The organism is Gammaproteobacteria bacterium (assembly GCA_041395725.1).
In the GTDB taxonomy this organism is placed as follows: Bacteria; Pseudomonadota; Gammaproteobacteria; order Pseudomonadales; family Pseudohongiellaceae; genus NORP240.
Map to the genome: position 1 here is coordinate 2,624,206 of JAWKZW010000001.1, position 15,438 is coordinate 2,639,643.

Consider the following 15,438-nt stretch of genomic DNA (forward strand, 5'->3'; position numbering starts at 1 on the left):
GAGCTTCCGTTAGCGAAAGGTTCCTCAGGCGATCCAGCGAGCAGGTCTGTGCGAACCAGGACACCTGCAGGGCACATTGCTCGACAGCCGGTTAATCTGTGCTTTCTCAGTCTTTAAGATCGGCAGCGACGGGATGGATGTTACCCAAAGAGATGAAAAGCTACCGGGTGAGAATCTCAGATGCTCGACTGCGCGGGGAGGCTGACTTAGCCCTGGAATAGAAAACGGGGCACTTCGCCGCCGTCTACCGTGACTGTCCCGGTGAACATCTGCAGGGGTCTTACCCAGAGCCCGCCTTCGCCGTAGAGGGGGCGGTACACCACCAGTTCCTCCTCGGTTTCACTGTGCCGTGCCACGCCGATTACCTCATAAAGGTTTCCTTTGTAATGGCGGTATTTGCCGGGTTTCAGCGAAGCGTTATTGTCAGGGACCATGATGGTACTCCAATTTCAGTTCAATGCAGATCTGGCTGCCTCAAGATGCTGTGCTGCGACGGTAAAATCAAATACATCGAGCGCTTCCAGCAAGGCCTGTAACTCAGCGGTACCGGGCGCCCCTGGGGGCAGACCGGCCAGCAGACTTTCGCCGGTATCGGCAGCCGCAGGATTGCTGCCGGCGATTTCCTCCGTCAGTTGATCCAGCAGGGCTGTAAAACCGGATTGATCGAGCTGTCGGGATTCTCCGGCCGGGGCACCGGCCACCTGGACTTTCTCTATGGAGTGGTGCAGTTCCTGAAGCCGCTGTTCAAGGTCGACGAGGACCTCGTCTGTCAGCTCCTCGCCATTCTTCAGCTTTCCTTCCAGAGTGCCCGCCAGTTCGCCGACAGCGTCGGCACCCAGATTATTGGCGATGCCTCGTAACTTGTGTGCCAGCTGGCTGGCGCTTTCGGTCTGTCCCTCTGCCACCATGATTTTCAGTCTTTCGGCACAATTCAGGTAGTCAGTCGCCAGGTCTTTGAGCAGTTTCAGGTACAGACGGCTGTTCCCTCCAACCCGGTTGAGACCTTCCTTGATTCGCAGGCCTGGCAGGAATTCCGGCAGTTCGGCCGGGGCGGGATTGGCGTCCTCCGCCTGGGGTTCCGCCGCTGCGCGATCGCCGGGCGTAATCCATTGCAACAGGTGCCGGAGCAGCTGCTGCGGGTTGATGGGCTTCGGGATGTGATCATTCATTCCGGATCGGGTCGCGCGGGCACGGTCCTGAGCGGAAAAATTTGCGGTTACTGCCAGAACAGGCAGTGCGTCGTGACGCCCGCTGGCGCGAATCGACTCGGTCGCCGTGAATCCGTCCATTACCGGCATCTGCAGATCCATCAGCACGCAGTCATAGGCTTGCTGATTAACCATGGCGACGGCCTGTTTTCCGTCGCTGGCGGTGTCAACCCGGAAACCGGCCTGCCTGAGAATCTCGCTGGCTATCTGAAGATTAATTTCTGAATCGTCCACAACCAGAATCAGCGCTCCCCGAATGGGGGACAGATCTATTTCTTTTTCTTCAGGCTGGGTGTGTTCCAGTTTCGCAGGGGCGGCGTACTGTTCAGGTACCGAGAAGTCAAGATCAAAACTGAATTCACTGCCTTCACCCTCTGTGCTGGTGACCTGAATTTCACCACCCATCAGGTTCGTCAGTTGCTGCGCCGTTGCCAGGCCGAGGCCGGTACCCCCGTAGGCTCGGGTAAAGCTGTTATCGGCCTGTTGAAAGCCCTCGAACAGTTTTTCCAGGTGCAATTCGGCAATTCCGATTCCTGTGTCGGTTATCCGGAAGCGGATTCGCACCGTGGCAGCGGTGCTCTCCATAATCTCCGCAGTCACTGCGATCCGGCCCCTTCTCGTGAACTTGATCCCGTTACCGATCAGGTTGCGCAATACCGTGGCCAGCTTTCTGGCGTCGCCCAGCAAGGTGGCTGGAATCCGGTCATCACAGTCGAAACTGATGGTCAGATCACCCGGCTCACCGAGCTGTTCCCGAGCGGCTAATTCCAGCTCATTCAGCAGGCGCCGCAGATCGAAGGCCTCACTGGTGTATTGCAGTTCGCCAGCCTGCAGCTTGGAAAAGTCCAGGACGCTGTCAATGATGCCTTTCAGGTTGGCGGCCGAGGCGTCGATTTTGGTCAGGTAGTCCCGTTGCTGATCGTCGAGCCCGGTCTGCAGCCCCAGATGAGTCAGGCCGATGATCGCGTTCAGCGGGGTGCGCAACTCATGGCTCATATTGGCAAGGAACTGCTCCTTGATCGCGTTGGCTTCCTGCAGCTTGCGGTTGCTTTGGCGTAAGTCTGCCGTGTGTTCTTCCACGGACACCTCGAGTTTGGCCAGGGTTGCCGTATAGTGGTTGGCCATCAGCACCGCCATCAGTAACACGGTCATGGCAAAGACGATATTGATTGTTGTGGCAGTACCGAGCAAGGCACCGTTCATGAAAATGTCATTGATCAGCGAGATCAGCAGAATCAGCAACAGGGCGGTTAGCGCGGCAGCTTCCCGGTTGCCCCGATAGGCATGCCAGCCCATCAGGCTGGCAGTATAAAGAGCCCAGATTGCCGCCAGATACTGGAAGTAGGGCAGGGTCAGATAATGAATGGCAAACGTCGGGATTACAGCGACCACCAGCGCAAACAACAGGAAAACAACTTTGAAGCTGCGCATTGCCCTGTTGAGGGGAATCCTGGCGATACGGCACAGTACTTCGATGGCAAGAAAGGGCAGCAGGAAAAGCGCCGTATATTCTATTTTTAAGTGCCATAGGAACGCCAGGTCCAGGTTAAAGCGCCACTGGCTGGTTTCCATGGAATACAGCGCGAGGCCAATGGCAAACCAGCCGAACCAGAAAAACTCCCGCATGGCGGGATTGCGACGGGCAATAAAAAGGTGGTACAGCCCGATGGCGAGGTAAAGGGTTGCCATCAGCATATTGGGGACCAGGCTGCGCTCCGTTGCGAGCCGACTCAGGTCTGCTGTCTTGCCCAGTAGAAAGGGTCCCGCGTAGGGCCCGCTGGCACCGCCTGAACCGATGCCTTCATAGCGCCAGACTCGTAATGCGAGTAACAGTTCGCCCCGGTTATTCAGCGCAGTGGGAGGGATCTCATAAATGGCGTGCTGGTTGTAGCGCGGGCTTGCCTCGGGAGGCAATTGACCGATTCCGCCGAGCTTCTGCCCGCCCGCATAGATCTCGTAAGCACTCTCGACAGCGCCCAGCATAATGGCCATGTTGTTCACGGTGTCTGAAAGACCGGGTTGCGTCAGGTCAAGCTGAAGGGTGGTGCGGTACCAGCCCATGCCGCTGTGACCCGGATACCCCTCGGGAGACTGACTCGGTACCGTTACCCGATCCCACTGGCTGTCGTCGAAATCCCTGCCGGCCCAGGCGGGATCGTCTCCCGGCCTGAAGCGCCATTCCCCAGCGACAGAGACGGGCTCGTCCAGGCTGCTGATTTCCAGTTCTGCTCCAGTTATTGACCCAATGACTAATAATTGAAGCAGCAGAGCCAGTATGGATTTCCGGGTCGTTACCATATTACGCTGACAGCACCTCTCCGATTTCTTCCAGCAAAGGCTGTACGCTGGCAAAATCGAAACTGTCCAGCGCTTCACGGGAGCGATTCAGCAGCCGGATGATTTCGGTATTCGACTTCTGCGTGGCCAGCAGTTGATCGACCAGCTCGATCGCCGAGGGGTCCGAGGCCTGTACCGCCTGGTGCAGCTCCACCAGCAGCGCAGCGGGATCCATCCCCTCGCCATCGCTGGTTGCTGCCGTTTCCGGCTGGGTATTAATGAGGTGTCGGGCTGACTCTGCCGCTTCGTCGAGCGCCTCGGCGAGCTGAGTGATCCTGGCGTTACTCACCACTTCGCCGGTGAGAATCAATTCCTCGATGTCTTGTGCACTGCGGCCTATGTTGAAGGCGCCCAGGTTGTTGGCGATGCCACGCAACTTGTGTGCCGTGGCTCTGGCTTCGTCGTTTTTATCCTCTGCCAGCAGAGCGGCCAGCACAGAGGCGGTGTCGGCATACTGATCCAGCAGATCTTTCAGGAGCTGCAGATAGAGCTGCTTATTCCCCGCCAGTCGACTCAATCCCTGGATCGTATCCAGTCCAGGGTAACCGGTCTCCAGCGCCGTATGCTTTTCGGGCGACGCGGAAGTGACAGCCTGCGCTTTCTGCGTCAGCAGATTGGCGCTGTAGTCGCCTGCAGGGATGCATTCTGCCAGCGCCTTGTAAAGCTCCGACGGATCAACCGGCTTGGCGATGTGACCGTTCATGCCGGCTTCTCGTGCTCGCGTCTTGTCTTCGGCCATCACGTTGGCGGTCATCGCCAGAATCGGCAGCGTTTCCGCGCTGATAACCTTGCGGATCGCCCGGGTGGCGGAATAGCCATCCATGCCGGGCATCTGGATATCCATCAGGACGGCATCGTAGTGACCGGCCCGTATTTTCAGGATGGCCTGCTCACCATCGCTGGCAGTATCGTGGACCAGGGGTATCTTGTTGAGCAACTCGCAGGCGATCTGCAGATTAATGTCTGAATCGTCCACCACCAATACCTTTGCCCCTTTTATCGAGGCAAGGTCGCCCGGGCTGGTGGTTGCTTTAACCTGCCGGGTCCGGTTCGAGAGTTCGATGCCGTAGATCTGCAGGATGGCATCCTGGAGCGAAGAGGGTTTTATCGGTTTGGTCAGAAAGGCATCCACCCGATCGAGGTGTTCGCTGCTGGGCAGGGTCCAGGCGGACAGCAGGATGATTTTCGGCGGGCTTGGCATCTGACGGATGGCGAGTGCCACATCCAGGCCGGTCATCCCTGGCATCATCCAGTCCAGCAGGACCACATCGAAACGCTTCTGCGCCTGGATCAGTTCGAGAGCCTGTTCACCACTTTCCGCCAGTGTTACCCGGTAGCCGAAGGCCAGCAGGTACTCCCTGAGAATTATCCGGGTCGGCTCGTTATCATCCACCACCAGGATGTCGAGGCTTTGCGGGGCGGACTCGTGTCTGAGGGGGCGGTTGTCACTCTCTGTCAGATCAAATTCCAGGGTAAAGTGAAAACTGCTTCCTACCCCGGGTTCACTTCGTACTTCGATGGCGCCCCCCATGGCCTGGGTCAATTGCTGGGAGATAGCTAATCCCAGCCCCGTGCCGCCATACTGACGGCTGATGGTGCTGTCGGCCTGTGAAAAGGACTGAAAGAGTCTGCCCTGTTGCTCGGGTGTCATGCCTATGCCGCTGTCCCGTACGTCAAACAGCACGGTCACCCGCTCCCCCGCCCTGGCAATCTGCTTGATCTCCACCACGATATGGCCACGCTCGGTAAACTTGATGGCATTGCCGGCCAGGTTGATCAGAATCTGCCCCAGCCGGGTGGGATCTCCCTCCAGCAGGTCCGGTAATTGTGGGTCGCGGTCAAAAACCAGTTCCAGTTTCTTGGCCTGACAACGCACCATGCAGATGGTCGCCAGATTATCGAGAACCTCGTTAAGGGAAAACGGAATGGTCTCGATCTCCATCTTGCCGGCTTCCAGTTTGGAAAAGTCCAGGATATCGTCAATGATGGTGCGCAGGGCGTTAGCGGCACCGCTTACCTTGGTGAGATAATCCCGCTGCTTACTGTCCAGTTCGGTGTCCAGGCACAGGCCGGTCAGACCAACGATGGCATTCATCGGTGTGCGGATCTCATGGCTCATATTGGCCAGGAAGGTTCCCTTGGTCTGGTTGGCCGCTTCGGCTTCGCGCCGGGATTCTTCGGCCAGCTGAAACAGCTGGGCATTACGGATTGCGGTTCCCAGCTGTGTCACGTACCGCTCGATGGAATCTATCTCATCCTTGTGGAGATCAAATGGCGCCGCGCTGGCATTGAAGAAAATGCAGCCTATTGCCTTTTCTTCAACAGTCAGCGGACACAGCAGGAACGATTTCATTGGGTTGATGCGGTAGATGCGCTGGTCGCCGGCACCGGCTGATTTCACTTCCTCTGCGTTCACCGCTTTGAGGTAGATAGTCTGCCGGTGAACTACCGATGCAGCAATGAAGGTATTGGTCGCGTCCAGCGGCAGACCTTCTTCGACCAGCATCGCCTGCAGGGCCGGGGTCAGTGGTTTTCCCGCCTCCTGGGTCATGTAGAGGCGGCCGTCCTCGGCGTTAATGAGGAACACGCCCATCTGGTCGAAGGTGAATTTCTTTTGCAGTTCGCCATAGAGCGTGTCCATAACCTTGTTCACGTCCAGTGTTGAATTCACGACGCTGGCAATCTGGTTGATGTCCGATATCTCGCTGAACGCATGTTCCAGCTCTGCTGTTCGCTCTTCGACCTTGCTTTCCAGCAGTCGCTCTGATTCCTGTAACTTGACGATTGCCTTGCGCATGCCGTCAGCGGCAGCCGCCAGCCTGCCACCGGATTGCCACATGGAGATCATGACCACGACAGCGAGAACGGAGCTCATGCCGACATCCACATAGAACATCAGATTGTCCGGTACAGTCGGAGTGACAAAAGGTGGGAAGTTGGCGGCGATGCCCCCGGTCAGGAGAAAAGTCAGCGAGATGGCGATAATACGTTGAAGGACCCTGGGGACCACGAAGGGCATGGACATCAAAACCGGCATGATTGCGCACACCAGCATGACGGAATAGAGGCGGGCACCAACCAGGATCACGGCGAGCGCCAGGACGTACCAGATCGCCAGGTTCATCGATACGGAAAAATTGAGGCGGTCCGACCGCAGTGCGTGATGCGACCCGATCGAAAGCGGTAGCAGCACAAAGGTGACCAGCAGCGCGATCAGCCTTGCTACCGGGCTGCCAAAGCTCAACGCCATGGTGATGGCGATAGCATCTACCATTGCCAGCAGTACAGTGGTGGCCAGGGTCAGGCGGGAGAATAACCGCGCTTCTTCACTCACCTGTTGTAACGCAGTTGTCATTCCGCCTGATCCTTTTTATTTTCTTAAGTGGGTAATCTCAGATTGTCTATCATAACTTAAGGAACCACTGATTAATTACCTCAATGCTCTGCGGAGCCTTCAGACAAACCCGCTGGCTTGTGATTAGATTGGGCGCTATTATACGCGGCCACGCAATATCCGGTATCAAAAAGGCGACCTTACTCAGTATGGAACTACCCAGCAGCGGAAAAAATCGTGTGCTCATCGTCGATGACGAGCCAGGTAATATCAAAATTCTGTCAAATGTACTGGCAGGCGACTATGTCATGAGTGTGGCGACCAATGGCAAGCAGGCGCTGGAAATCGCCCGGGTCCAGTCACCGGATATTGTGCTGCTCGATATGGTGATGCCGGAAATGGACGGAATCGAAGTCTGCCAGGCTCTGAAAGCCGATGAATCCACTGCCGATATTCCAGTGATTTTTGTCACCAGCATGAGCGACTCCGCTAACGAAGAACGGGGCCTGGAAGCCGGCGCGGTGGATTACATCAGCAAGCCTATCAGCCCGCCGATCGTGAAGGCGCGAGTAAAAATCCATATCCAGAATTATCTGAGCAAGCGGTTTCTCGAAAATCTGCTTTCATCCCAGACCACCAGTCTCGATGAAGCCAAGGAAGAGGCAAAATCCCTGCTGGTTTTTGTCTGACCTGCTGGTTTTTATCCGAGCAGTTGCTATCGATCAGGCTCCGGCTTCAATCATCTGGTCAATGTACTGAACGAAGCTGCTACGGTAACCGGATTTGCTCTTGTTCCAGAATTGCTTGATGCGCAGTACCGAAATTGCTGCCTGCAGGCGCCGACCCCAAGCCTCGAAATATTCCGGGTCCAGCTTCTTCTTCTGGTATTGCACAAAAACCAGTTCGTTCAGTTCAAACAGCGCCGAAAGATAGCCTTCGAATTTCAGTGTCTCCAGGGGAGTCAGGCTTTCGTTCATGGCGGCCTTCATGCGGATCTCGGCCAGTTCTCCGTTGTAGGATTCGGCTCGAAACTGGATGGCTAATTCCATCACAGAATGGATGCTGGCATCGCGCGTTTCCGCTGCGGTGTGCCGCATCTGCAGGGCCAGGTAAATCAACGAAATAAAAACCCCGATCGAGCCGAGAAAATCTCCCAGTGCTCCCAGTGCGTCCCAATTAAAAGATTCCATGTATTGCTTCTCTGCACCTGTGTTGTGTTTTTGTAAAGGCCGGGTGGCTGTAGGATCAGATCATACACGGAGACGTTGAACAAGTTCTTACTGCCCGCTGTCTGAAACTACCCAGCCCGCAACCGGATTATTCAGCAAGCGTTTTCGCACTCGGGGCTGTACTGGACGGCGATCGGGCTCGGGCCGGTACTGGTACCGGCGGAAACCTTGTGCCTGGGTTGCCCCGCCTGCTCGGGCACCGCAAAAACCCTCTGTATTGCAGGGCTTTGGCTCGGTAAGCGTGCAGACCAGGCAATAATAATCTGCTAGAATCCCGCCTCTTTTTATACCGCCAGGATTTTTGCGGCCAGGAATAGATTCTCCGGACTTTTAAGGGAGGATCGGATTGCGGCCCGGTACCTGGCCTCCGTTCCCCATCGAATGGCGCAGCAAGGTTGAGTTATGGATTTGGTTGAAGAAAAACTGGACGAGCATCACCTGGATGAGACCAAGGTGATGGACGTAGTGGTGCGGTTTGCCGGTGATTCAGGTGATGGCATGCAGCTGACTGGTGCCAATTTCACCCAGGCCACTGCGCTGTATGGCAATGACCTGTCGACCTTTCCGGATTTTCCCGCTGAAATCCGGGCCCCTGCCGGCGCGACGTTTGGCGTTTCAGCCTTCCAGATTTATTTTGGCTCCAATGACATCACTACAGCCGGTGACGCGATTGACGTGCTGGTGGCGATGAACCCGGCCGCGCTGGTCACCAATCTGCCAACTCTTATTGATGGCGGTCTGGTAATCATTGATACCGGCGCTTTTACCGAGAAAAACCTCGCCAAAGCCAAATATCAGGCTAATCCCCTGGAAGACGGCTCTCTGAATGAGTACCGGGTACTGGCCATCGACATATCCAAGCATGTACTGGCAGCCGTTGAGCCCTATAACCTCGGCCATAAGGCGGCACTGCGTTGCAAGAACATGTGGACGCTGGGGCTGGTCATGTGGCTTTTCGATCGGGACCGGTCGGCCACTATCGAGGGATTGAAAAAGAAGTTCGCCCGGCAACCGGAAATCGCCGAAGCCAATATAGCCGCACTCAATGCCGGGCACGCCTTTGGCGAAACCGCCGAGCTGCCCTCTGGTATCCATGTTTACAAGATTCCTCCGGCGAAAGTGCCGCCAGGCACGTACCGGAATATCACCGGCACCACGGCGCTGGCCTGGGGGCTGATCGCTGCCAGTGAGCTGGCTGAAATCGATATACTGTTTGCCTCCTACCCCATTACGCCGGCGTCCAATCTGTTGCATGAGTTGGCTAACAGGAAGAATTTTCGGGTCAGTACTTTTCAGGCTGAAGATGAGATTGCCGCCGCCTGCGCCGCGATAGGTGCCTCTTTTGCCGGTAATCTGGGCGTGACTTCCAGTGCCGGCCCCGGCATTGCGCTTAAAGCGGAAAGTATCGCCCTGGCGGCGGCTACGGAACTCCCCCTGGTAGTTGTCAACACCCAGCGTGGAGGACCCTCAACCGGTCTGCCTACCAAGACCGAGCAGTCTGATCTGAACATGGCCCTGGCCGGTCGCCATGGAGATACGCCAATCGCGGTTATCGCCGCCAGCAGCCCCACGGACTGTTTCGATGTGGCGATCGAGGCAGCGCGCCTGGCCATCAAATACATGACACCGGTCATGCTGCTGTCGGACGGGTACCTGGCCAATGCGGCCGAGCCATGGCAAATACCCGACGTGGACTCGTTGACGCCGTTTCCTGTCAAATTTCAGCAGCCGGTGGAGGATTTCCGGCCTTCGCAGCGGGATGCAGTTTCCCTGGCGCGGGTCTGGCCCAGGCCGGGAACGCCCGGTCTGGAGCACCGGATCGGCGGTATCGAGCGCAGCTATGACACCGGGGATATCTCATACGACCCGGCCAATCACCAGAAAATGACTGATCTGCGGCAGGCCAAAATCCAGGGTATTGCCGAGGATATCCCGCTGCAGCAGGTAAACCTGGGCGGGTCGACCGGCAGGCTCGCGGTGGTTGGCTGGGGTTCCACTTACGGCGCTATTCACCAGGCGGTAAAACGCTGCCGTGCAGAAGGCCTGGATGTGGCTCACATCCACGTGCGTTATCTCAGCCCACTGCCGAAGAACCTCGGCGAGTTGTTGAAAGGATACGAACGGGTACTGATACCTGAAATGAATACCGGGCAGTTGATCTCGCTGATTCGTTCCGAATACCTGCTGGATGCGCAAGGCATCAATAAAGTATCGGGACAACCGTTCAAAATAGGTGAAATCATGGCAGCCATCCACCAGGAATTCGCGGAGACTAGGTAACTGAAATGAACCAGGCATTACCCAAACTCACACTGAAGGATTATTCGACTGATCAGGAAGTTCGCTGGTGTCCGGGTTGTGGAGATTATGCAATCCTGAAAACCGTGCAAAAGCTGATGCCGGAACTCGGTGCGCCGAAAGAAAACCAGGTTTTCGTTTCCGGTATCGGCTGCTCTTCCCGGTTTCCCTATTACATGAATACTTACGGATTCCACACCATACATGGTCGGGCTCCGGCTATCGCCTCCGGCGTGAAGCTTGCCAATCCCGAACTTGATGTCTGGGTGGTTACCGGTGATGGAGACGGTTTCAGTATCGGTGGCAATCATATGCTGCATGTATTGCGGCGTAATATTGATCTGCAGATTCTGTTGTTCAACAACGAAATTTACGGGCTCACCAAGGGGCAGTATTCCCCTACATCAAAGAAAGGCACCAGGTCTCCTTCTTCGCCTGCCGGGTCGATAGATCTGCCGTTGTCACCCTGTGAAGTCGCGCTGGCGGCGGGAGCGACTTTCGTCGCGCGGTCCATTGATACCGAAGCCAGGCATCTGACTTCCTGTATCCGACGCAGTTACGAACACAAAGGCGCCTCGTTCGTGGAGATCCTGCAGAACTGCCCGATTTATAACGATGGTGTGTTTGACAAAGTCAAAGATAAGAAGAGCGCGGCTGATAGCCGGATCGCAGTGGAACATGGCAAACCCCTTATTTTCGGGACGGAGCGTGACAAGGGTATTCGTCTCAACAACCGGACGCTGAACCTGGAAGTGGTAGAACTGGGCAGGGGCGGTATCGACGAGGATGATCTGCTGGTACACGACGAAGGCAGCAAGGTCATCGCCCAGTTGTTGAGCACCATGGGCGGTCCGGATTTTCCAGTGGCGGTCGGCGTACTCTACAGTGCGCGCAAAGACAGTTACGTGGAAGATGTCAGGGAACACCAGGACGCCATCCGCAGCCGAGAGCGAGGCGATCTCAAACAGCTGCTGCACAGTGGTAATACCTGGACCGTGGGCTGAGCAGACGCCCGGTTCCACCGCCGTATACAGCAAATTAAAGATTTGCTACGCTGCTGGCTGTCAGGAATTCCGGGAGCGCACTTGAACCTCCGAGTAATTGTTGCGGTGTGAAGCAGCATTTTGAGGTTTACCAGGTTACGCCCCGGGCAGTTCTGCTCGGAGATAATTATGGCAAACAAAAAAAACGAATCGCCGGCCAACCCTTCGCGACGTAACCTGCTCAAGAGCGCCGGACTTGTCGGTGCTGCCGTTGCTGGCAGTGGCGCCGCCGCCCAGGCGGTAACAGGTCAGGCTCCGGGGCGACCCGAGGCACAGCCGCGCAGTCGGGAAGCCCTGGAAGTCTTAACCGCTGCCGAGGCTGAGACCCTGGAGGCAATCACCGATCGCATTCTGCCCTCGGATGAAAACGGTCCCGGCGCCAGGGAGGCCAGGGCAGTCCACTATATTGATCGATCCCTGGCCTCTGATAATGCCTCGGCCCGGGGCAACTACGCCGCCGGCCTGGCGGCCGTCGACGACTACGCCCGTAAACTGCATGGACACCCCTTTCATGTGCTGTCGCCAGAGTTGCAGGACACGGTTCTGCTCACTGTCATCCAGGGGCAGGTGCCCGGGTTCAATCCCAGTGGCGGCGGGTTCTTCAACATGGTCAGAAGTCACACCCTCGAGGGGACTTTCAGCGATCCTTATTACGGTGGCAACCAGGATTTCATCGGCTGGGACATGCTGCGCTATCCGGGGGTCAGAATTGGTGTTTCAGAAAACGATGTGGCGCTGGGAGGCAATCTGGCACCGGCCCACCAGTCGGCCTATGACATTCCGACATTTACCAAGGTGATCGCATCGACGGGGAGGCGCGGCAATGGCAATTAATCTACCCAGGACCGATGTCGTGGTGGTTGGTCTCGGCGCGGCCGGCGGTGTGGGTGTACTGCCGCTGACACAGGCCGGTCTCAAAGTGATTGGTCTGGAAGCCGGTGGCTGGTTGAGCTCCCGAGATTTTGCACCCGACGAACTGCGTAATAATAAGCGTAACTGGCCCCAGACGGTTCAGAAAGCGGCGCAGGAAGCGCCCACAGTACGCGCGTACTCGAACACTACGGCAAAGCAGGGAGGACACCCGATGATGAATGCCGTCGGGGGTACCAGCATGCACTACTGGGCCCAGAGCTGGCGGCTGAACCCCTGGGATTTCAAGGTGGTCAGCGAGACTACTCGTCGTTATGGCGCATCCCGCCTTCCTGCCAATTCCACAGTGGAAGACTGGCCGCTGGATTACAACGAGCTGGAACCCTATTACGATATTGTGGAACGAACGGTGGGGATTTCCGGTAAGGCGGGCAATATCCAGGGGCAGATCGATAAGCGTGGAAACATTTTCGAGGGCCCCCGGCAGCGCGAATACCCGATGAAGGCGTTACGCAGTTCGCCATTTACCGAATTGATGACTGGCGCGGCGCGGCGCCTGAGTTTGAATCCCTTTCAGGGACCGGCGGCGATCGCTACCGAACCCTATGATGGCCGGTCTCCCTGTCTTTACCATGGATTCTGCAACAAGGGCGGCTGTCACGTGCAGGCGAAGAGCTCAACGGCGTTCACCACGGTGCCGAAAGCGATGGAAACTGGCAACCTCGAGGTTGTCACCCATGCTCGCGTAACCAAGGTGGTGGTCAGTAATGGCAAGGTTACCGGCGTTGAATACCTACGAGGTAACGAGTTTTATTTTCAACCGGCTGATGTGGTTTTTCTCGCCAGTTATGCGTACGAGAATACACGTCTTCTGTTGCTATCCAAATCGCGGGAATTCCCCAATGGAGTAGCCAATAACAGCGGGCAGGTGGGGCGCCACTACATGAGTCATCACCAGGGTGCCCCGGTCACCGCGCTGTTTCCTCATGATCTGAAGAACTGGTATGGGTTGCCGGCCCAGGGTGTGGCGGTCGACGAGTGGGCGGACGATAATTTCGATCATGCCGCAGTGGACTTTATCGGCGGTGCCAATCTCTGGGTGCACACCGATCGACGACCCATGACGGCAGCAAACATGAGTACTTTTAATCTGGTACCTCGAAACTGGGGTTCGGAATGGAAGAAATTCATCATGGAGAACGCCGACCGGACCAACAGCTCCTATATTCAGAAGACCACCCTGCCTTACGAGCACAATTACCTTGATCTTGACCCGGCGGTCAAGGATCCGCTGGGCTTGCCGGTGACACGTATCACCGCCCGGTATGGCGAAAATGAGCTGAAAATTGCCGAGTATGCGCAGGATAAAATGGAGCAGTGGTACCGGGAAGCCGGCGCCATCCGGGTTGTTCGCAGCGGTCTTGGCAGCGTGATGGGCGCCAGTACACACGCCTATGGCGGCACGCGGATGGGGGACAACCCGGAAACCAATGTGACTGACAGGTGGGGATTTACCCACGAAGTACCCAACCTTGGTATCCTCGGTGCTTCCGTCATGGGGACCAGTGGTTCGCGTAATCCGACGCTGACTGCCCAGGCACTGGCCTGGCGAACGGCTGAGCACCTGGTGCGCAACTGGCGGTCCATTACATCCTGATCAGGGCGCCCGCTGGGCGAGGATAAGCTCTGCCCATGGCGTTAGCACCGGCAAATCATCGATTCGGCCTGACGTTTATCATCCTGGTTGTGCTGATCGATGCTATCGGCTTCGGCATTATCCTGCCGGTAATGCCCAGTCTGATCATCGGGCTCACCGGCGTCACGCTGTCCGAGGCCTCGCGCCTCGGTGGCTGGCTGCTGTTCACCTATGCGGCAATGCAGTTTTTTTTCGCGCCGGTGATGGGGAACCTAAGTGACCGATTCGGGCGCCGGCCGGTCCTGTTGTTCGCCCTGCTGGCGCTGGGGCTGGATTACCTGTTGATGGCCTTTGCTCCCACCATTGGCTGGCTGTTTCTGGGGCGTCTCATTGCCGGCATCACCGGGTCTACCTTTTCCATTGCCTATGCCTACGTCACCGATACCACGGACGTTGAGAAACGGGCGCAGGCATTTGGCCTGGTGGGTGCGGCGTTTGGCGGCGGGTTTATTCTTGGGCCGGTTATCGGGGGCCTGATGGGCGAATTTGGTGACCGCATTCCGTTTTATGCGGCGGCCGTCCTGGCGCTTATCAATGTGGTGTATGGTTACCTGGTGCTGGGTGAGTCGCTGGCCAGGGAAAATCGTCGTCCTTTTGAACTGAGGCGGGCCAACCCGCTGGGCGCGTTGTTACAGATGCGCAGATTTCCTCTGGTCTCAGGCCTGGCCACGGCCTATGTCCTGTACATGCTGGGACACAATGCGCTGCCGTCCACCTGGACCTACTTTACGATCGAAAAATTTTCCTGGTCGGAGGCCCAGATCGGACTGTCGCTGGGATTTGCCGGCATCTTCATGATTCTGATCCAGGCTGGCCTCATTCGCTGGGCGATTCCCACCTTTGGCGCATTCCGGGCCGGCGTTTTCGGCATGCTGGCTGTCATGCTGGGATTCTGCGGCTATGCCCTGGCGCAGTCCGGCTGGCAGCTGTACCCCTTTCTGGCCATAGCCTCGATCTCTGGCTTTGTCGGGCCCTCTTTCCAGGTCATCCTGACCAATGAGGTGCCTGCCAATGCCCAGGGTGAGCTGCAGGGGGCGCTCAGCAGTATCACCAGCCTGACTTCGATAGTCGGGCCGGTTATGATGACGCAACTGTTCGCCCGTTTCACAGCGGAATCCGCAGGTTTTTACTTTCCCGGTGTTTCTTTCCTGGCCGCGGCACTGTTGACTGGCATTTGTCTGTTGATATTCAGCTCGGTGGTTTTGAAGCATGATTTAACCAGGCTGGGGTGTCGGCAGAAAGCGCCACCTGACCGGCCCTGAAGACTGTCCCGGTTACTTTGCCGGGTTCGGAGAGGGAGCCCAACTTTCTGATTTAGAAAGATAAAAAATCAGAATGCCGGCTTTCGCCAGAGGCTTCAGCGGGCGCTGTTTTGGCTTGACAGGCCCCGGGCTTAGTGGTTACATCGTCCCTCCGCCTTAAC

General features: G+C 56.9%; 10 protein-coding genes. 6 read left to right on the plus strand and 4 right to left on the minus strand.

Annotated elements, in window-relative coordinates:
* Nucleotides 1-206: 206 nt before the first annotated feature.
* Genes R3F50_11460 through R3F50_11470 form a run of 3 tightly spaced genes read right to left on the minus strand, consistent with a single transcriptional unit; the run spans nucleotide 207 to nucleotide 6,900 of the window.
* Complete coding sequence (locus R3F50_11460) at nucleotides 207-434, minus strand: DUF1653 domain-containing protein (GenBank protein MEZ5490920.1); 228 nt, start codon at nucleotides 432-434, stop codon at nucleotides 207-209.
* Between the two features lie 15 nt (nucleotides 435-449).
* On the minus strand, nucleotides 450-3,506 hold the full coding sequence (locus R3F50_11465) for a response regulator (GenBank protein MEZ5490921.1): 3,057 nt from the start codon (nucleotides 3,504-3,506) through the stop codon (nucleotides 450-452).
* Between the two features lies 1 nt (nucleotide 3,507).
* Nucleotides 3,508-6,900, minus strand: coding sequence for a response regulator (locus R3F50_11470; protein MEZ5490922.1), 3,393 nt, complete (start codon nucleotides 6,898-6,900; stop codon nucleotides 3,508-3,510).
* A 188-nt stretch (nucleotides 6,901-7,088) separates the two neighbouring features.
* On the opposite strand from R3F50_11470, the gene R3F50_11475 reads away from it, so the two are divergent.
* Nucleotides 7,089-7,568 (plus strand): response regulator, encoded by a 480-nt coding sequence (locus R3F50_11475; GenBank protein MEZ5490923.1) that lies wholly within the window; start codon nucleotides 7,089-7,091, stop codon nucleotides 7,566-7,568.
* Nucleotides 7,569-7,601: 33 nt separating this feature from the next.
* On the opposite strand, the gene R3F50_11480 is transcribed toward R3F50_11475, so the two are convergent.
* Entirely contained in the window at nucleotides 7,602-8,069 is a 468-nt protein-coding gene (locus tag R3F50_11480) for a hypothetical protein (GenBank protein MEZ5490924.1), read from the minus strand.
* A gap of 441 nt (nucleotides 8,070-8,510) precedes the next feature.
* Between R3F50_11480 and R3F50_11485 the strand changes: the two genes are divergently transcribed.
* The 5 genes from R3F50_11485 (at nucleotide 8,511) to R3F50_11505 (ending at nucleotide 15,277) form a co-directional block, all read left to right on the plus strand.
* Nucleotides 8,511-10,388 carry a 2-oxoacid:acceptor oxidoreductase subunit alpha gene (locus R3F50_11485; protein ID MEZ5490925.1) on the plus strand — a complete coding sequence of 626 codons (1,878 nt, stop codon included), beginning with the start codon at nucleotides 8,511-8,513 and terminating at the stop codon, nucleotides 10,386-10,388.
* Between the two features lie 5 nt (nucleotides 10,389-10,393).
* Nucleotides 10,394-11,410, plus strand: a complete 1,017-nt coding sequence (locus tag R3F50_11490; GenBank protein MEZ5490926.1) for a 2-oxoacid:ferredoxin oxidoreductase subunit beta — start codon at nucleotides 10,394-10,396, stop codon at nucleotides 11,408-11,410.
* Between the two features lie 168 nt (nucleotides 11,411-11,578).
* Nucleotides 11,579-12,283, plus strand: coding sequence for a gluconate 2-dehydrogenase subunit 3 family protein (locus R3F50_11495; GenBank protein ID MEZ5490927.1), 705 nt, complete (start codon nucleotides 11,579-11,581; stop codon nucleotides 12,281-12,283).
* The gene (locus R3F50_11500) at nucleotides 12,273-13,976 is read left to right on the plus strand and encodes a GMC family oxidoreductase (GenBank protein MEZ5490928.1); all 1,704 of its coding nucleotides are present in this window, start codon (nucleotides 12,273-12,275) and stop codon (nucleotides 13,974-13,976) included. Before R3F50_11495 ends, R3F50_11500 begins: the two co-directional genes overlap by 11 nt.
* Nucleotides 13,977-14,011: 35 nt before the next feature.
* Entirely contained in the window at nucleotides 14,012-15,277 is a 1,266-nt protein-coding gene (locus R3F50_11505; GenBank protein ID MEZ5490929.1) for a TCR/Tet family MFS transporter, read from the plus strand.
* The last annotated feature ends 161 nt before the right edge of the window (nucleotides 15,278-15,438 follow it).

Coding starts and splice junctions, on each gene's coding strand:
- R3F50_11460 (MEZ5490920.1), bottom strand. CDS start 434: ATGGTCCCTGACAATAACGCTTCGCTGAAACCCGGCAAATACCGCCAT.
- R3F50_11465 (MEZ5490921.1), bottom strand. CDS start 3,506: ATGGTAACGACCCGGAAATCCATACTGGCTCTGCTGCTTCAATTATTA.
- R3F50_11470 (MEZ5490922.1), bottom strand. CDS start 6,900: ATGACAACTGCGTTACAACAGGTGAGTGAAGAAGCGCGGTTATTCTCC.
- R3F50_11475 (MEZ5490923.1), top strand. CDS start 7,089: ATGGAACTACCCAGCAGCGGAAAAAATCGTGTGCTCATCGTCGATGAC.
- R3F50_11480 (MEZ5490924.1), bottom strand. CDS start 8,069: ATGGAATCTTTTAATTGGGACGCACTGGGAGCACTGGGAGATTTTCTC.
- R3F50_11485 (MEZ5490925.1), top strand. CDS start 8,511: ATGGATTTGGTTGAAGAAAAACTGGACGAGCATCACCTGGATGAGACC.
- R3F50_11490 (MEZ5490926.1), top strand. CDS start 10,394: ATGAACCAGGCATTACCCAAACTCACACTGAAGGATTATTCGACTGAT.
- R3F50_11495 (MEZ5490927.1), top strand. CDS start 11,579: ATGGCAAACAAAAAAAACGAATCGCCGGCCAACCCTTCGCGACGTAAC.
- R3F50_11500 (MEZ5490928.1), top strand. CDS start 12,273: ATGGCAATTAATCTACCCAGGACCGATGTCGTGGTGGTTGGTCTCGGC.
- R3F50_11505 (MEZ5490929.1), top strand. CDS start 14,012: ATGGCGTTAGCACCGGCAAATCATCGATTCGGCCTGACGTTTATCATC.